This is a genomic window from Flavobacterium faecale (assembly GCF_003076455.1).
Lineage (GTDB): Bacteria > Bacteroidota > Bacteroidia > Flavobacteriales > Flavobacteriaceae > Flavobacterium > Flavobacterium faecale.
The window spans coordinates 3,895,431-3,912,977 of the sequence record NZ_CP020918.1 but is presented as its reverse complement, the minus strand read 5'-3'; the positions used below and the strand labels follow the sequence as shown (position 1 = coordinate 3,912,977).

Here is a 17,547-nt window from a genome sequence, read left to right as displayed (position 1 = left end):
TAAATTAAAATATATAAGTTGTTTAATTTAAATAGTTTAAAGTTTAAAATTGTAATTATAACTTTAGCTTTTGAAAAAAAAAAATCAACTAAAATAAATAGGATAAAGAATATCCTATCATTTAACTCGAACCTTTTCAGAAAAAATAGAAGGAAGCGTTGCGTACTGATTACTTTTTTCTGAAGTGGTTCAACTAGTTTCTTCAAAAAGACTTTCCCGACCATTTGGAAGGGAAGGTCTTTTTGAAGTTCGAAATTGCAACAAATGTATTTAGTAAAACAAAAAAATTAGACAAATAAAAATAGACGGCCACTATCAAAGTGGGCCGTCTATAGTTTTAAAAGGGAATATTAATTAAAGCAATTGGTACCCATATTTTGAAAATTTGTACAGATTTCAAATGCCTTTTGAGATTTTAATTGTGCAGTACCTCCCAAAATAATAGATTGCAATTTTGCTTCATTGTCCTTATAGCTTCGCACATTTTGATAGTATCCTGTTACAGCGTTGTAAGCTCCAAACAAAGTTCCTTTTGTGGTGTTCATTTGTTGTGAGTCGCTTGTCATAGCATAGGCAAAAGCATCTTCAACCGTGTTTTTAAATACGGTGGACAATTCAGCATCATTTCCAGTTTTGAGATACTGTAAGGTTTCCTTATTAGGGCATAGTGCGAATTGTATCATTTTCTTAACCTCATTATCATTCACTTTTACTTTTGCCCAATTATTAAAAATACCCTCTAATTGATTGCTAAATTCGTTTGCTAATCCCATTACTTTGTGCGCATTTTCCAAACGTTGTTTTGCTCCTGAAGTGTGACGAATTCTCACCACATTACTCATATTTCGAAGAGAAGCATTTAGTGTATTTTGGCAAACAATTCTAACAGGTGTAAAAGCTGCAGTAATACTGCCGCTACCATCATGCGAAGTAGTGAGAAAAATATATTTTTCTGTAATATCATCACCATTACCAACACGAATATAGTTAGGTAATTTTGCTGTAATAAAAATGCGTTCTCCATTACCTAATGCGCCTGCAGTCTCGTACATAATTCCATCTGTACCACCTACAATAGCATCAAAGAAACTAAATGCTTCACAATTTTGTACAATATGATACTCTTTACCGACTACACCCAAAACAGTATTGTTATCAGTACGGGTAGTAGCAAAATAATTAGGCACTTTTAGTTCATTGTCTCTAATTGATATACTGTCATTAGAATCAATTACGTTTGATACCTTGGAATAAAGAGGACTTTTTATCACTTCATAGTCAAGTCCTGCGTGTTTAATTGCTTCTGCACTTGTCGGATAGTCTGTTACTATTTGCCCTAAGCCGTGCCAAGCTTTTTGTTGTACGCTAAAAAATGAATAGCGTCCCGTTCTTTCATTGAAATTTAAATTGTGTGCCATAATATTAAAGTTTTAAAAGTTGAAAAAATGATTAAATACTTAGTGTTAAAAGGGTAAATCCTCAACAGGTTCTGGTGTGATGATCTTTGTATTATTCTGTTTTGTAATTCCTTGTTTAAATTCAATTTTCTTGCTACCTCCGTACAATTTTATAGTCGATGTATGAAAATTCAAACTTGATTTTAATTCTCCGTTAATAGCTGTCCAGGCTCTTGCACTTACTCTGCCTGTAAGCTCAACTAAAGCGCCTTTGTTTAGTATTTTTGCAATATTTGGACTTCTCCAGTAGGAGCAATCAAAATAGCTTGTTTGCTCTATGCGTTCGCCTTGCTTATTTCTGTAGCTATCATTGATAGCCACTGAAAAATTTACTACTTGTTTGTCTTGCGGGGTTCTGTGTATTTCCGCATCCTTTGTTAATCTTCCGAGGATGTTCATGATTTTCCGTTTTTAGGGTTATTTTTTTTAAATTAATTTATTCGGTAATGAGAGGAGGAGCTGTTTTGTTTCACTCTAAATCCAATATAAATAGTACTACATTTCATTGTTGACATTTTTTTTATTCGTCCAAAGAGTCGGAGTATGCTATGTTTCGTTTCGAGAGCATAAAAGGTTAGTGTTTAGCAAAAACAAGGTTTTATCAAATAAATACTATTCGTCGCGGCGGATGGAGATTTTTTGATAAACCCGTAGGGCAAGACCTTTTTTTTGCGTTAAAAACACTAGTATACCTTTGCTCTTGAAATGGGACAATTAGCATACTGGCTTTTGAATACAGATAGGATGGAAGCAAGGTTGTCCTGTGTATTATGTGTGATGGTAAAGAAAGAAGGTACTCGACTAAAAGTACTGTTTGATGGTACTAATCAGCTTATAGTTTGAAGTAATATTATGGCTAAATAAGCCATGGAAAAGGATCTTGAAAATTATGCGTAGTTAGTGGCTTTAATTTTTAAGATTTTTTTATTGAGTATCCTTAAAGCTCTTTTATACTGAAGCATAGCGAAGGTATAAATGTGCTTTGAGGATCTGAATGGGTTAAAAAAGGAAAATTATGGAAAAGCTCATTTTATTTCGAAACTAATTTTAGCCGAAATTTTTAATATATTGTTTATCCGTTTCTTAGTTTATAGATAGCATTTTGATGCCAAAAACGACCAAATAGTGACACTTGTTATTACTAATAATAGTTTAGACTAATTTTAATATTAACCTTGAAATGGAGAGTTTTACTAGTCTAATATTATATGATTTTGTGCTGACAAACAAATTTTAACTGAGCTGAATATTATGAGCTTAATCTATTTTTATAAAATTAAAGTGTTTACAAGATAAACAGGATTGTATTTGTTATTTCCATAATATCAAGAAATCATGAAAAATAAAATAAGCGACAATGATGAAGCTCCATACGAGATGCAGATTCTAAATGAGAGGATAACTCGTATTGAGGAATTTTTGCTTGGTAAAGGAGGTAGGTGTAGAAGTCTGGCAATTGGTGTAGAAAGTTCTACAAATACCAAATGCAGTTCAAATTTGCAAAAAGGGGAACTGATTTATCTTTTTCATATTTTGATGGAGGAAGGGATATGGTTTTTTGATAACATAGATGAGAAAAAGAACAGAAGCCAATTTCAATATTTTATTGAGCGACATTTTACCTACTCTGGAGAAGGGAAGGTGCAGCATAATATAATGGGTACAAGTAGGCATTTTTCGGAATGTAGAGGATTTACCTATAAGGAAAAACAAATCCGCTATCTTGAAAAGTTTATTAGATTGTTAAATTCAAAGAAGGAAAAACTTAATAGGACATAGTATTTACAATTAAATTATTAAAATCTGACAGCCATGGAAAGAAAAGAAATTGATGAAAAAGAAATGCAATTTGAACAATTGGTTTTAGTATTAAAAAAAGCTCTTTCCCCGCTATATTTGAAGATTGATGAAATTGATTCCAAGATAGATACAAATAAGAAGAACAATTTTCCAAAGTATTATAGAAATGAGGATCTAAAAAACATATTTGGACTTTCTAGTAATACCATAATCAAGTATCGTCAGACAGGTATCCTACCTTTTACAAAGATGGGGGACATATTCTTATATGATGCAGCCAAGATTGAGAGAAGCCTCAAGGAAAGCACAAACGGATAATTTAAAACTTATCCTATTTGTATTTAATGAAAAAGCCACAAGATATATTTTTTGTGGCTTCTTTATTTTTTACGTTATTATTGGTAGATACCTTTAAGTATTTCCATGTCATGTAAAACGTTCTGATCCATGACTTTTGCATAATGTTGGGTTTGTTTAATGTTGGTGTGTCCCATCATTGCGGATACATTTTCAATGCGAACTCCATTTCCAAGGGTAACCGTTGTTGCGAAGGTATGTCTGGCTACATACCATGTTAGTTTTTTTTGGACGTTGCAAACATCACCAATTTCTTTTAGATAGGCATTCCTTTTTTGATTAGATATTGATGGAAGTAATGCCGTTTGCTTTCCTCGGTATTTATCGATTATTTTGATAGCTGGTGGCAATAATGGAACGTTTGCTCTGATGTCTGTTTTTGCCCGTTTGGTCATTATCCAAAGACTATCAGATGAATCTTTAATAATGTTTGTTTCATTAAGTGAGGTTGCATCTGTAGGTGCGTATCCTGTATAACAGCTAAATAGGAATATATCCTTAACTCTTTGCAGGCGTTCGGTGCCAAACTCTTTTGATTCTATTGCATTCAATTCTTCCTGAGTGAGAAATACGGAATCACAAACTTTAAGCTTACCTTCATAAACGTCAAAGGGGTTTTTCTCAATTGATCCTGTCCTAATAGCATGTTTACAAGCGGTTTTAAACATCCTCATGTACTTTACAACTGAATTATTCTTTATTCCTACGACACCTTTAAATTCACTATCATACCGAAGAAAAGATTCTAGAGAGAAGATAAATGCTTCGTCGATTGTGTTGAGATCCATTTCATTTTTTTGATAATGTTTTTTTAAAAATGTGGAAAGCAGTGTTTTTGCACGTTCGTACTTTTGCAGTGATGCTGGAGCTCGGTCACCGGCATCAGCTTTTTTCTTAAAATACACATTGTGTTTTTCAATAATTTCTTTAATTCCTACTGACTTTTTTTTAGGTGGTAATTTTCCTCGTAATCCCGCCTTTAGTATTTCTAGAGAAACTTCTGATCCGAATTTCGACAGATCATTCACTCTACGTTCTAAATTTAATTTGAATATTTCCAGTGCATTTCGGATTATTTTTTCATTTTCGAGTCGTAAGGAGGTCCGTAGGTTGTTCGTTGCTTGCCACCTTTCACGGCTAATCATCTTTCCTGTGCTTATTGTTGTGGATTTGTTATTGAGGATTACTTTAGCGAAAATAGGAGAAAGTCCACTTTTGTTGGCTTTGTCTGCTTTGAGGTAAAAATTTACTTTTAACATGGTTTGTGAATTTAAATTAATAATTAAAATTGATTTAAAACCACTTAAGAACCTAGTGTCCATAGGGAATTCCCAGGGAATTCGAAATTTTTAGTTACCCTATTTTATCTCACAGTCTTTAAAAAAGCACAGGGTAACCAATAGGGTAACTGTACTTTGACATTACAGGTGTATTTTGACATCTCACATAAAAGAGAAAAGCCTCTAAATGCTAGCATTTAGAGGCTTTTGATTCATAAAGTTTCTTTTGAAACTTAGTCTGGCGGAGAAAGAGGGATTCGAACCCCCGGACCTGTGACAGTCAACAGTTTTCAAGACTGCCGCATTCGACCGCTCTGCCATTTCTCCAGTGAGCGACAATCATTATCTGATTGCGACTGCAAATGTAAGGAGCTTTTTTGGTTTTCAAAAACAATTTTAATAAAAATTTCGACTGTTCTTGAAAGTATTTTTTAAATGATTCATTCTCTTTGTTTTATAGAAGAAGAATCAATAGCGTCCTAATTTAGTAATTTACGTATTCTGTTATTTCAAGGCCGTATCCAACCATTCCAACGCGTGGTCCTTGTTGCGAATTGGATACTAAACGTATTTTTGAAATGTCGATATCATGTAATATCTGTGCTCCAATTCCGAAGTCTTTACTATCAATAACAATTTTTGGTGCTTTCATTTCGCCAGCCGCTTGTATTGATTTAAGTTCTGTAATTCTGCTCAATAGATTTACAGCTTGCATATCTTGATTGATAAAAATTACAGCACCTTTACCATGATCATTAATCACTTTAAACATTGCGTCCAATTGTTGGTCTACATTATTGGTTAATGTACCTAGTAGATCGTTGTTTACTTGTGAGGAGTGAATTCTCGTTAGAATAGGCTCACCCAGGTTCCACGTACCTTTAGTAAGTGCAATATGAATCTGTTTGTTTGTTATTTGTTCGTAAGCACGTAGGCGGAAAGATCCAAAACGAGTATTGATTTCAAAATCTTCTTTTTTAACTACTAAACTATCGTGTTGCATTCTATAAGCAACCAAAGCTTCGATAGAAACAATTTTAATATCAAATTTTGCTGCAATGGTAATCAATTGAGGTAAACGTGCCATTGTTCCATCTTCGTTCATTACTTCTACAATAACTCCGGCAGGTTGAAAACCAGCAAGCCTTGCAAAGTCAATAGCAGCTTCAGTGTGGCCTGTTCTTCTTAAAACACCACCTTCTTTTGCGATAAGCGGAAAAATGTGTCCTGGGCGTGCTAAATCATGCGGTTTAGTACCTTTCTCAGTTAATGCAATAACCGTTTTAGCGCGATCGCCTGCAGATATACCTGTAGTAACGCCATTTCCTTTTAAATCCACAGATACTGTAAAAGCAGTTTCCATTGGATCTGTATTATTAGTCACCATCGCATGTAGGCCAAGTTCTTTACAACGGCTTTCTGTCAAAGGTGCGCATATTAATCCACGCCCGTGTGTCGCCATAAAGTTGATCATTTCGGGAGTGACTTTCTCAGCAGCAGCTAGAAAATCACCTTCATTTTCTCTGTCTTCATCATCAACAACCAAGATTACTTTTCCTTGACGAATGTCTTCGATAGCTTCTTCAATGGTGTTGAGTACAATAGTATTTGAGTCCATAGTGGCGTTTATTTTTGTTTTTTTATTAATTTTTTAAATAATTTTTGGATTGGGCTAAAGATCACATCCAAGTTGATCAATCCAATGTCATTTGTTGCTCTATAAGTGAGCAGTAATGCTAGTGGTGTCAATACAATAGAGGACATCCATGCACCTAGAAAAGGGGTAAGACCATCTTCTTGCGAAATTCTTTTTCCAAACGTATTGATGAAATGGAAAGTGATAAAGATGAATACCGCAAAAACGATTGGTAATCCAAGTCCTCCTTTTCGAATAATAGCGCCTAGTGGTGCTCCTATGAAAAACATCAAAAAGCAAGCATAAGCAATGACAAATTTGTCATAAAGCGCTAAGTAATGTGTGTTGATTGTTTTTTGTTTGGTCGCTAGGTTGACTTGTGTAGCGTCTATATTGTAACCTGTACTAACCAAATTACTCAGAGTATTGGTTAGTATTGCTTGTTGTTCCTTTTTTGTAAAGATGGATAATAGGTCTTTAGGAATCGTTTTCAATTTCTTGATGGTATCTTTCTTATGTGTTTGATCGTTGACGAAAGAGGTGAAACCGGTTTGAATATTTATATTTTCCGAAAACGAAATGACCTCATTCTTAAAACTTTTATGCAAAGAATCCAAGGTGTAATTTAACTCATTGACATTAAGCATGGTATTCGTGTTCGAAATATTCTCTTCGTCTACGTCTACTTTGTTTAATTCGGATAGATCAATGTTGATGGTGTATTTTTTGAAAGAACTTTTTGCGAAAGGTAATTTTTCGCGATCTTCATACTTCTTCGGTGTAACGTCCTCGTAGTAATTACCATTGTTCAATTCGAGCTTCAAGATACTTGATTTTTCGCTACTGATCAATTCACCATCTTTGGCTTTGATTACTGTTTTACTACCATCACCCGTAGTCGATTTTTTGTGAATTGTGATTCCTGTTAATACGTTACCGTTTTCGCCAGATTTTTTGTTTACCTTAATATTATACAGTCCAACATCGCTAAATTGTCCTTCGGTAATGGCAAGGGCAGGTTGTACTTGCGCAATGTTTTTTCGAAAATTGATGAATTTATATTCGGCATACGGAATCACATTATTGGCAAATAGAAATGCAACAATGCTTAATAAGGCAATGGATATGGATAAAGGAAAAATGGCTCTTTGCAAAGAAATCCCTGCTGATTTCATGGCTGCGAATTCATAATTTTCAGCAAGATTACCAAAAGTCATGATCGATGCTAATAAAATCGACAGGGGTAGTACCAAGGGTACAATTCTAGGCATTGAAAAAGTAATAAATTTAAGTACCATTCCGGCATCTAAATCTTTACCTGCTAACTCGGCAATAAATAGCCAAATGGTTTGCAGGATGAATATGAAAAATAAGATTACAAATACCGTGGTAAACGTAACCAAAAATGTTTTTAATAAATATCTATCAAGTATCTTCACTAACCTGGTTTAATCTAATTTGTTGATGTAGTAATTTGGGTATTTACTTTGTGCAAAGGTAAATTGATTTTTTGATAAAGGCTGATTGGTTTTAAAAGAATTAACGGTTAATGTTGTTTTTGTTCCATTTTTTCCAATTTCGATGAGGTTATAAATGTGTTTTGTTTTTACATCAATTCCCAACATGATTTCTTTACGTTGATCACGTGAATTTGTAGGTACCAATTTGATGTACTGAATTTTTCTTCCTCGTACGTCTTGAAGGATATTCATTGAGTATTTGTATCCGCTGTTGAAGAAAGTTAACATTTTTGAAGGAGTAATGGCACTATCGTCCTTTTCGTTAAAGTTGGAAATTGTAACCTCTTCATCTTCTGGGACAATAGTGTACGTTTTCTTTCCGTCAAAAATCTTTGTGATACCCATGAAATTCAATACATATTGATTGCCTTTCATTGTTACGTTTCCTTTGCTATCTTGATTTATGTTTTCTTTCGCGTTGTTTAGGCTGTATCGAAAATCGATAGTGATATTCGAATAACTTTTAACCTTAGCAGTAACGTCATTTAATAAAGCTTTAGCCTTGGCATCTTGTGCTTGACTACTGAAGCTTAAAAAAAGTGTAAATAATATAGGAATAATTCTTTTTGACATTGTTGGACTTGTGTTTTTTTGTAGGTTTTTAATCTTGATTTGCATGGTTTTAACTGTTTTTTTCATTGTTTAAAAAGTGCTCAAGAGAGGTTAAATCTTGGATATGTACCGCTCGAGCCTTGCTGCCTTCAAAAGGGCCAACAATTCCCGCTGCTTCCAGTTGGTCTATTAAACGACCGGCGCGGTTATATCCTAATTTAAGTTTTCTCTGTAACAAGGAAGCCGAACCTTGTTGCGCTGTAACAATTACTTCGGCTGCATCTCTAAACAGAGTATCTCTTTCGGAGATATCCATATCAAGATTGATGCCAGTTTCTTCTCCTACAAATTCTGGGAGCAAATAAGCGGTTGCGTATGCCTTTTGCGAACCAATGAAATCAGTGATTTTTTCGACTTCGGGGGTGTCTATAAACGCACATTGTACACGTACAACATCATTTCCGTTGGTGTATAATAAATCTCCTCGTCCTATTAATTGATCTGCTCCTTGTGCATCCAAAATAGTTCGTGAGTCAATTTTTGAGGTAACTCTAAAAGCAATACGTGCGGGGAAGTTGGCTTTGATCAAACCGGTAATTACATTCACCGACGGACGCTGCGTTGCAATAATCAAGTGGATACCAATGGCACGTGCTAATTGTGCTAGACGAGCAATCGGAATTTCAACTTCTTTTCCAGCTGTCATAATCAAATCGGCGAACTCATCGACAACGAGAATGATATACGGTAAAAAGCGATGGCCGTTTTCAGGATTTAATTTTCTTGCTTTAAATTTATCATTGTATTCTTTTATATTTCGAACCATTGCATCTTTTAATAAAGAGTAACGGTTGTCCATTTCGACACAAAGAGAATTCAGTGTATTTACTACTTTAGTGTTGTCTGTGATGATGGCATCTTCAGAGTCCGGAAGCATTGCTAAGTAATGTCTTTCGATTTTATTGAAAAGAGTTAATTCCACTTTTTTAGGATCGACCAAGACAAATTTTACCTCTGCAGGATGTTTTTTGTACAATAATGAGGTCAATACAGCATTCAATCCCACCGATTTTCCTTGTCCTGTAGCACCTGCCATCAATAAGTGAGGCATTTTTGCTAGATCGACAACAAAGGTTTCGTTAGAAATTGTTTTACCTAAAGCAATTGGTAATTCCATTTCGGCTTCTTGAAATTTAGCCGATCCAATCACAGATTTCATAGAGACCATGGTTGGCGTTTTATTTGGAACCTCAATACCAATAGTTCCTTTTCCAGGAATTGGTGCGATAATCCTAATACCAAGTGCAGAAAGTGATAAAGCGATATCATCTTCAAGACTTTTAATTTTCGAAATACGGATACCTGCCTCTGGAACAATTTCGTATAAGGTTACCGATGGTCCTACGGTGGCTTTGATTTGTGCAATTTCGATCTTGTAATTGCGGAGCGTATCCACAATTCTATTTTTATTTTCTTCTAGTTCTTCTTGATTGATTGTGATTCCGCCCGTTGAATATTCTTTTAATAAGTCAATGGTTGGGAATTTATAATTTGATAAATCTAGGGTAGGATCAAACTGACCGAAATCAGACACCAATTTTGAGGCTAGATTTTCGACAATAAGATCTTCCTCTGGGGCTGATTCGATTACAAATGAATCTGCTGCAGCGGCTACGGGTTCTACGACTGCTTTCTTCTCATAGGGTGGAGGCGTATCTTTTTCTAGTTTAATTTCAGAAGAATGCTGAATGGTAGGTTTTAGCGTTTCTTTTTTAATTTCAAATTGCGAAGGCTTGGTTGTAAGTACCATTTCTTCTTCTTTTAGATCTTCATCAGGAACCGCAAACTCCTCAAGATTGTAGGCTTCGCTATTCTTGGCCGCTTCAGCTTCTGCTAAATTGTTTTTTAGGTCTGATTTTGTTTTTTCGAAAAAGGTTTGAATCTTCTCTGGAGAAATTTTTAATTTGAAAATAAGGTATACAATCAACCCGAAAATCAAGGTCAATAAAGTTCCTGTTTTTCCAATGTAATCTTGTAAAAATAAGTTTAATTCATAACCAACAACACCACCTAATTCTGGCAATGAAGTGGCAGCAAAACTAAATAAGACCGAAAGAACTATTAATGCAAATAGGTCCCAAAACCAAGTGTTTTTTAACTTACTCACTTTAATACCTAATACTAAATAGGCACCTGTAAGCATAAACAACCGTACGAAGATAAAGGATGCAAGTCCAAAACCATTGTACACGATTAAATTGGATAGGAAAGCACCAAATTTACCCAACCAATTCTGCACATTTTCAGAGCGATCAGCGAGTTCGTTTACTGCACTTTGATCTTCCTGACCATAAATGTAGAAGGAAATAAATGCTAGTAATAAAGCGATTGAGAATAACAGAAAAAGACAGCCCAAAACAAATTTGTGCTGTCTAGTTAATTTCCATTGTGTTGTCTCTTTAGGGTCTGAAGCGTTTTTCTTGTCTAAAGTTTCTTTTCTTGATTTTGCCATTATGGGTTGTTCTATTGCCTATAGAAAAAGGGGTAGATATATGATTAAACCGATAATTACTGCGGTGACTGCTGCAAAAAATACAGATCCAGCAGCTATGTCTTTTATAAAACCTATGCGTTCATGATAATCAGGATGAATAAAATCGGCAATTTTCTCTACTGCCGTATTTAGTCCTTCAATACTTAGAACTAATCCTATTGCTAGTGTTTGAAAAAGCCATTGCGTGGAGGTGATGCCAAAATAAAAACCTGCAATTGTCAAAACTAGTCCTATTGAAAATTGAACCATCACACTGTGTTCTGTGGTGATTAATTTTATAGCACCTTTGACTGCATAAGTCACACTTTTTAATCTTCCGGTAACAAATGAATTGTCTTTTTGAAACTCCATTAAAATGAGATTAAAGTACTGCTAATGCAGCTTCATAATTAGGTTCGTCAACGATATCGCCAACTTGTTCAGTATAAAGGATTGTTCCATCAACATCGGCAACAATAATTACTCTTGATAGTAAACCAGCTAATGGTCCGTCTACGATTTGTAATCCATTTGAAGTTCCAAAGCTACCATCTACAAAATCAGATAGGTTAACTACATTTGAAATTCCTTCAGCACCACAAAAACGTTGTTGAGCAAATGGTAAATCTCTAGAGATACACAAAACAGTAGTATTGTCTAAAGCGGCTGCTTTTTCGTTAAATTTTCTAACAGATGCAGCACATGTACCTGTATCTACACTAGGAAAGATGTTTAAAACCAATTTTTTTCCAGTAAAATTGCTCAATGTTGCTACAGAAAGATCTGATTGAACCAATTTAAAATCTGCTAATTTTGAACCCACAGCTGGTAATTCACCATTTGTGTTTATTGCATTTCCTTTTAATGTAATTGCCGCCATAATTTTTATTTTTATTGAGGTTCAAAAGTATGAAAATTATTTAAGACTTGGGATTTAAAACAAAAAAAACGCATCTAAAACTAGTATGCGTTTCTTTGTGAAAACCGTTAAGAACTATCAATTACTTATCGATAGAACCCATAACACGTTTCATGAAGGTATTTAAAGCTTCTTTCTGATTGGAACCACTTTTGATCAATTTTTGAACTTCAAGGGCGCCATACATATTAGAGATTAGTTCACCAATTACATCCAATTCTTCATCTTTTAAAGAACTGATTACGGTCATTGCCTCCAATACCTCAATTGTTTCTATGATATAATCTTGGTCATTTTCTTCAATAAATTGGGTAAGGTGTTTTATTACTGGTAGTTTCATAGTTGATTTAGGATTTGGGAATGTTTGATTTAGGATTAACGATTTGAGATTAACGATTTTTGATTTTAGTTTTAAAACGATTTTAATAATCGAAGACGATTTGCGTTAAATTCTAAATCTAAAAATCCTTGTTCCTGAATTTTTAAAGAATTTCGTTTACCAATTCAATTAAAACTTCTTGTTTATTAGTTTGTGTTTCGTTTACCAATTTTCCATCTACAAAAGTTGCAAAAGTAGGCAAGTTGCTTACGTTGGCCAATTTTCTTGATTCTGGAAAGTTTTCAGCATCTACGATTACAAAAGTTACTGCTTCATTTTCTGTTGCTAGTTTTTTGAATTTTGGTTTCATGATTCGGCAGTTACCACACCATGAAGCTGAATATTGTACTACTACTTTGTTATTCTCAGCTACTAAGTTTGCTAAGGTATCTTCGTTTAATTCGATTAACATATTTTATGAGTTTCTAAGTTTCAAAGTTTCAGAGTTGCTAAGTTTTTTTAATTATATTACTTAGCAACTAAGAATCTTTTTACTTAATTATTTATAAGTTGTATTTTAGAATATTCGATTCAAGCTTTAAATGGTATTGACTTAGTAGCTTAGAATCTTAGTGACTTCTATACTAATTAGTTTGAACTCAAGTATGCTGCAGTACTAAGTCTGTCAGCAGACATAGCTTCTTTACCAGCTTCCCAGTTAGCAGGACAAACTTCACCTTTTTCTTGTATGTGTGTGTATGCGTCGATCATACGGATGTACTCGTTTACGTTACGACCTAATGGCATATCGTTTACACTTTCGTGGAAAATTTTTCCAGTTTCGTCAATTAAGTAAGTAGCTCTGTAAGTTACGTTTGATCCTTCGATGATTAAAGAATCTGTTTCTTCGTTGTACTCAGAAGATTCGATATCAAGAATTCCTAAGATAGAAGATAAGTTACGGTTTGTATCTGCAAGGATTGGGTAAGTTACTCCTTCGATTCCACCATTGTTTTTTGCTGTGTTCAACCATGCAAAGTGAACTTCGTTAGTGTCGCATGATGCTCCAATTACGATAGTGTTTCTTTTTTCAAATTCTGGCAAAGCAGCTTGAAAAGCGTGTAATTCTGTTGGGCATACAAAAGTAAAATCTTTTGGGTACCAGAACAAAACTACTTTTTTGTTGTTTTTGGTAGCTTCTTCAAAAATGTTAATTTTCAAATTATCGCCCATTTCTGAGATAGCGTCAACTGCAATACTTGGGAATTTTTTTCCTACTAAAGACATAATATATTTATTTAATTTGTTTTTCTGATTGCAAAAGTAATCTATAACAAGAGGTTGTAGGTATCACATTCGATTATAAAAATTTATATATCAATAGTATTTGATTATTGTAGAAGCTATATTGTTGATTATTAGGATGTGTGATTTAAGTTTGGTATGTTTTATTCTTTCTTTTTTTAGGTAATGGATTGTAAAATAGTATAGTTGTTGATTTTTTAGGTAATTGATAGGTGTGTTTTTTTATAATTAAGGAAAATTAAATCAAACAAATTTTCTGAGATTTTATAAACTGAACAATCAAATAAAAACAGAATGTAATGGATGGAGTGGGGGTTTGCGTGAGGGGGAGGAATAAGCTACCGAAGTAGCATGGATCACCCGACAGCAGGACCGAAAAAGGGCTACTATGCGATTGCAATAGTAGCCCTTTTTTGGTGCTGGTGGCACGGCCAATTTTTTAAACGGTAACGGTATCTTCTTTTAATTCGGGATTGAGAATCATTTTGATTTTTATTTGAAAGGCAGCAAAAATCAAGGTTGTTATTGGACTCAAAATATTAAAAACGGCGTAGGGTAAATAGTCTACTGTTGCGACGCCCAATGTACTCGATTGATAGGCTCCACAAGTGTTCCAAGGGATTAATACCGAGGTTACGGTTCCTGCATCTTCTAGGGTACGACTCAAATTTTCGGGTGCCAAACCTTTTTTCTCGTAGGCTTTTGCAAACATTTTTCCAGGGACAACTATCGATAAATATTGATCGGAAGCGGTAACGTTGATTGCTAAACAGCTACCCACTGTTGAGGCAAAAAGACCAAATGTGCTGCTAGCCATTTTTAATAAAGATTGACTAATGCGGGCCAAAGCACCAATGGCATCCATGATACCACCAAAAACCATCGCACAGATGATTAACCAAACGGTTCCAAGCATTTTTTGCATTCCGCCTGAGGTGAAAAGGTCTGCTAGGGTTTTGTTTTCGGTAGGAATTACAACGTCTCGGGTAATAGCGTTCATAACGCCTCTATATCCTGATTGAAAAGTCATCTCTTTTACTCCTGCAATCTCATTAATGATATGTGGTTGAAAAATTATAGCAAAAATAGCTGCCATAAGTGTTCCTGCAAGTAAGGCAATTAAGGGTTCTGTCTTTTTAATAATTAGTCCAATCACTATAATTGGTACTGCGAACAGCCATAATGATACATTGAAAGTTCCTTCGATATCTTGTAAAAGGGTATCAATATTCACATCTCCTTTTACGTCTACTGAAAGTCCCATGACGATAAAAATGATTAAAGTTACTACGTATGTAGGTATGGTGGTGAGGGTCATGTAACGTATGTGTGTAAACAAATCGGTACCTGCCATTGCTGGTGCAAGATTTGTAGTGTCGGACATTGGGGATAATTTATCTCCAAAATAGGCACCCGAAATTACTGCTCCAGCAACCATACCCAAATCAAATCCAAGTGCTCCTCCTACGCCAATAAGCGCGATACCTACTGTGGCGCTAGTGGTCCAAGAACTACCTGTGGCGATGGAGATTATGGAACAAATAATAAGTGTAGCTGGCAAAAATATGGACGGACTTAGAATTTGGAGGCCGTAATAAATCATTGTTGGAATAATACCGCTCACAAGCCATGTTCCTGCTAGTGCACCAACCATCAATAGAATCAAAATGGCACCTACTGTTGATTTGATGTTGTTGGCTACCTCTTCCATCATTTTTTCGAAGGTAACTTTATTGAAAAAACCAACAATTGCAGCTACAGCACCACCTAGTAATAATACAAACTGGTTGCTGCCGCTGAGGGCTTCGTCTCCAAAAACATAAACGTTATACCCTAAAAGTATCACTATAGCGAGTACTGGAATTAGCGCTTCGCCAATAGATAACTCTTTGTTTCTGTGTATTTTTGTATTCATAAATTATAGGGGTAATGTGGTATTTTTTTAATTTATATATTTTGAATAACTACGGGTAAACTCCCAATAGTTGCTGTGTTGGTTGCCAAAAGTGTTGCTGCAGTTTCTTGAAATTCTTCAAAATCCTGATATGCTTGTACAATTCCGTTTGCCAATTGGAGCTTCGGAATTACTTGCAGTGCATACGGATTACCAAATAGGTACAAAACACATTTTTTTGTTTCGAATAATTCAGATAGCAAGTTTAAAACAGCATCTTCGATTTCAAAATTCTGCATTGGTTTTGCTTTCGGAACAAATAAGGCAATTATTATGGTGTCTAAAGTAGTGATTTTTTTTGAAAAGTCATTGTTTGGAACTTTTTCTGTCGCTTTTATCGAAAATTTTTGAGTGCTAAAATGCTTGTTCAGTGTTTTTGAAAATGGTGTATCACTCTCTTTATAAATAGTTAGAAGTCCTAATGAATTTTTTTCTGAAGCATCAAGGACGGATTGGTAGTTAGCCGTGTCTTTGATCGTGGTGATACTATTTTGTGCTATTTTTTTATTTAAGTCTGATGTTGCCTCAAAGTCAAATTGATTTGCTACTACTGGTTCTGAGTCAAAAAGTCCTGCTTTTTGTTTGCAAGCAAGAATGCAGTTATAACTCTCTTCTATACGCTCGGGCGTTGCATGGTGCATGATGGCTTGAATTCCTTCAGGGACATTTTCTGCAAAACACAATACATCATTTCCGGCATTGAAGGCTTCCCATTCTAGTTGGCCTTTTGTGGTATATAGTTTAGATACGCTATGCATATTCAAAGCATCAGAAATGATTAAACCCTTGTAGCCCAGTTTTTTTCGTAAAAGTGTTTCAATTATAGGTTTAGATAAGGTGGCCGAGGTATTTTTGCCATCATTGAGAGCGGGAACAGCCAAATGTCCTATCATAATCGAGTCTACATTTGCTTTAATACCTTCGATAAAAGGATACAATTCATTTTCTAGAAGTTCGTCCAAAGACTCTTGAAGAATGGGTAATCCTAAATGCGAATCTACATTTGTGTTTCCGTGTCCTGGAAAATGTTTCAGGCAGCCCAAAACACCTACGCTGTTCATCCCTTTGAGATATTCAACGGCAAACAAAGCCACTTTGTCTTTGTCTTCGCCAAAAGAACGGTAACCAATCACGGGATTATTTGGGTTGTTGTTGATATCAGCCAAGGGTGCCAAATTATACTGAATCCCTGCCGATTTTAAGTCCAATCCTATTTGCCTTCCTACTTCAAAAGCTAAGTGTGCTTTTGATTTTGGTAAAGCACCCAGTGTAATTGCATATGGATATTGCGGTGTTTTTTCGACACGCATCGCCAATCCCCATTCGGCATCGATACTCATTAAAAGGGGAGTAGTGGCCGCTTTTTGATATCGAATGATCAATGTCTTTAAGCGTTTGTAACTATCGTCATTATAGACAATAGGTTTTTTACTTTCGTAATTGGTAGCGGCACTAGCGCGGGAATGAAAAAAAGTTAACCCTCCGATGTGGTGCTCTCGGATCATTTTTTCGGTGGCCTGAATATTTTCTTCAGTATCGTTAATGAATACTGCAGGAAAAAAGAATTGTCCTATTTTTTGTTCTAATGTCATTACCAAAGTTGAATATTGTGTTGAGACTGCGTCCTTTGCTTCGTTTTATTTTAAACTAAGAAATCGAGCGCTTGCGACCAAACGAAAATAGTAATTTAAAATGGTAATTCTGTTAAATTTCCAAGTTCGCTTAAAAATAGCACTATATAGATCTTATAGTTTTGGAGGTGAATTTAAATGATTTTTTTTCTTGATTATTTTCAACATCGAATGCTTCTTAACATAAGAGAAAAATAATAAAGAGATATAACTAAAGGAATAACGCTTAAAGTGAGTGCTAGAATCTTACTTCTTAATTCACTTTTATAAAGTGTGATTAAAAT

Annotated in this window: 16 protein-coding genes and 1 tRNA gene; 2 read left to right on the top strand and 15 right to left on the bottom strand. The window is 34.8% G+C overall.

The genetic code is table 11. The annotated features are described in order from the left end of the window. Positions 1 to 350 precede the first annotated feature (350 nt). A complete protein-coding gene (locus FFWV33_RS16405; protein ID WP_108741897.1) occupies positions 351 to 1,418 on the bottom strand; it encodes a DUF932 domain-containing protein in 1,068 nt (355 codons plus the stop codon). 45 nt (positions 1,419 to 1,463) lie between these two features. Beyond that, a complete protein-coding gene (locus FFWV33_RS16400) occupies positions 1,464 to 1,856 on the bottom strand; it encodes a single-stranded DNA-binding protein (protein ID WP_108741896.1) in 393 nt (130 codons plus the stop codon). 936 nt (positions 1,857 to 2,792) lie between these two features. On the opposite strand from FFWV33_RS16400, the gene FFWV33_RS16395 reads away from it, so the two are divergent. After that, complete coding sequence (locus FFWV33_RS16395) at positions 2,793 to 3,236, top strand: hypothetical protein (protein WP_108741895.1); 444 nt, start codon at positions 2,793 to 2,795, stop codon at positions 3,234 to 3,236. Between the two features lie 33 nt (positions 3,237 to 3,269). Continuing rightward, positions 3,270 to 3,575: a MerR family transcriptional regulator gene (locus FFWV33_RS16390; protein ID WP_245891550.1), complete on the top strand. Its 306-nt coding sequence runs from the start codon at positions 3,270 to 3,272 to the stop codon at positions 3,573 to 3,575. Positions 3,576 to 3,652: 77 nt separating this feature from the next. On the opposite strand, the gene FFWV33_RS16385 is transcribed toward FFWV33_RS16390, so the two are convergent. The 13 genes from FFWV33_RS16385 to FFWV33_RS16325 form a co-directional block, all read right to left on the bottom strand. After that, entirely contained in the window at positions 3,653 to 4,873 is a 1,221-nt protein-coding gene (locus FFWV33_RS16385; protein WP_108741894.1) for a site-specific integrase, read from the bottom strand. Positions 4,874 to 5,133: 260 nt separating this feature from the next. Next, positions 5,134 to 5,221, bottom strand: a tRNA-Ser gene (locus FFWV33_RS16380). Positions 5,222 to 5,378: 157 nt separating this feature from the next. After that, entirely contained in the window at positions 5,379 to 6,512 is a 1,134-nt protein-coding gene (gene ribB, locus FFWV33_RS16375) for a 3,4-dihydroxy-2-butanone-4-phosphate synthase (RefSeq protein ID WP_108741893.1), read from the bottom strand. Between the two features lie 8 nt (positions 6,513 to 6,520). Then, a complete protein-coding gene (locus tag FFWV33_RS16370) occupies positions 6,521 to 7,969 on the bottom strand; it encodes an LptF/LptG family permease (RefSeq protein WP_108741892.1) in 1,449 nt (482 codons plus the stop codon). A gap of 9 nt (positions 7,970 to 7,978) precedes the next feature. Then, positions 7,979 to 8,623: an outer membrane lipoprotein periplasmic chaperone LolA1 gene (lolA1, locus tag FFWV33_RS16365; protein ID WP_245891738.1), complete on the bottom strand. Its 645-nt coding sequence runs from the start codon at positions 8,621 to 8,623 to the stop codon at positions 7,979 to 7,981. Between the two features lie 49 nt (positions 8,624 to 8,672). Then, positions 8,673 to 11,114, bottom strand: coding sequence for a DNA translocase FtsK (locus FFWV33_RS16360; RefSeq protein ID WP_108741891.1), 2,442 nt, complete (start codon positions 11,112 to 11,114; stop codon positions 8,673 to 8,675). An 18-nt stretch (positions 11,115 to 11,132) separates the two neighbouring features. Next, a complete protein-coding gene (locus tag FFWV33_RS16355; protein ID WP_170111552.1) occupies positions 11,133 to 11,507 on the bottom strand; it encodes a diacylglycerol kinase family protein in 375 nt (124 codons plus the stop codon). A 10-nt stretch (positions 11,508 to 11,517) separates the two neighbouring features. Beyond that, positions 11,518 to 12,015, bottom strand: a complete 498-nt coding sequence (tpx, locus tag FFWV33_RS16350; protein ID WP_108741889.1) for a thiol peroxidase — start codon at positions 12,013 to 12,015, stop codon at positions 11,518 to 11,520. Between the two features lie 121 nt (positions 12,016 to 12,136). Further along, complete coding sequence (locus tag FFWV33_RS16345; protein WP_108741888.1) at positions 12,137 to 12,394, bottom strand: DUF6952 family protein; 258 nt, start codon at positions 12,392 to 12,394, stop codon at positions 12,137 to 12,139. Between the two features lie 142 nt (positions 12,395 to 12,536). Beyond that, a complete protein-coding gene (locus tag FFWV33_RS16340) occupies positions 12,537 to 12,845 on the bottom strand; it encodes a thioredoxin family protein (protein ID WP_108741887.1) in 309 nt (102 codons plus the stop codon). Between the two features lie 176 nt (positions 12,846 to 13,021). Next, positions 13,022 to 13,660 carry a peroxiredoxin gene (locus tag FFWV33_RS16335; RefSeq protein WP_108741886.1) on the bottom strand — a complete coding sequence of 213 codons (639 nt, stop codon included), beginning with the start codon at positions 13,658 to 13,660 and terminating at the stop codon, positions 13,022 to 13,024. Between the two features lie 457 nt (positions 13,661 to 14,117). Beyond that, positions 14,118 to 15,593: a Na+/H+ antiporter NhaC gene (nhaC, locus tag FFWV33_RS16330; RefSeq protein ID WP_108741885.1), complete on the bottom strand. Its 1,476-nt coding sequence runs from the start codon at positions 15,591 to 15,593 to the stop codon at positions 14,118 to 14,120. Between the two features lie 32 nt (positions 15,594 to 15,625). Continuing rightward, positions 15,626 to 17,224, bottom strand: coding sequence for a glycoside hydrolase family 3 protein (locus FFWV33_RS16325; protein ID WP_108741884.1), 1,599 nt, complete (start codon positions 17,222 to 17,224; stop codon positions 15,626 to 15,628). Positions 17,225 to 17,547: the final 323 nt, after the last annotated feature.

Excerpts from the sequence above, each read along its gene's own strand:
- FFWV33_RS16405 (WP_108741897.1), bottom strand. The coding sequence starts at position 1,418 with ATGGCACACAATTTAAATTTCAATGAAAGAACGGGACGCTATTCATTT.
- FFWV33_RS16400 (WP_108741896.1), bottom strand. The coding sequence starts at position 1,856 with ATGAACATCCTCGGAAGATTAACAAAGGATGCGGAAATACACAGAACC.
- FFWV33_RS16395 (WP_108741895.1), top strand. The coding sequence starts at position 2,793 with ATGAAAAATAAAATAAGCGACAATGATGAAGCTCCATACGAGATGCAG.
- FFWV33_RS16390 (WP_245891550.1), top strand. The coding sequence starts at position 3,270 with ATGGAAAGAAAAGAAATTGATGAAAAAGAAATGCAATTTGAACAATTG.
- FFWV33_RS16385 (WP_108741894.1), bottom strand. The coding sequence starts at position 4,873 with ATGTTAAAAGTAAATTTTTACCTCAAAGCAGACAAAGCCAACAAAAGT.
- ribB (WP_108741893.1), bottom strand. The coding sequence starts at position 6,512 with ATGGACTCAAATACTATTGTACTCAACACCATTGAAGAAGCTATCGAA.
- lolA1 (WP_245891738.1), bottom strand. The coding sequence starts at position 8,623 with ATGTCAAAAAGAATTATTCCTATATTATTTACACTTTTTTTAAGCTTC.
- FFWV33_RS16360 (WP_108741891.1), bottom strand. The coding sequence starts at position 11,114 with ATGGCAAAATCAAGAAAAGAAACTTTAGACAAGAAAAACGCTTCAGAC.
- FFWV33_RS16355 (WP_170111552.1), bottom strand. The coding sequence starts at position 11,507 with ATGGAGTTTCAAAAAGACAATTCATTTGTTACCGGAAGATTAAAAAGT.
- tpx (WP_108741889.1), bottom strand. The coding sequence starts at position 12,015 with ATGGCGGCAATTACATTAAAAGGAAATGCAATAAACACAAATGGTGAA.
- FFWV33_RS16345 (WP_108741888.1), bottom strand. The coding sequence starts at position 12,394 with ATGAAACTACCAGTAATAAAACACCTTACCCAATTTATTGAAGAAAAT.
- FFWV33_RS16340 (WP_108741887.1), bottom strand. The coding sequence starts at position 12,845 with ATGTTAATCGAATTAAACGAAGATACCTTAGCAAACTTAGTAGCTGAG.
- FFWV33_RS16335 (WP_108741886.1), bottom strand. The coding sequence starts at position 13,660 with ATGTCTTTAGTAGGAAAAAAATTCCCAAGTATTGCAGTTGACGCTATC.
- nhaC (WP_108741885.1), bottom strand. The coding sequence starts at position 15,593 with ATGAATACAAAAATACACAGAAACAAAGAGTTATCTATTGGCGAAGCG.
- FFWV33_RS16325 (WP_108741884.1), bottom strand. The coding sequence starts at position 17,224 with ATGACATTAGAACAAAAAATAGGACAATTCTTTTTTCCTGCAGTATTC.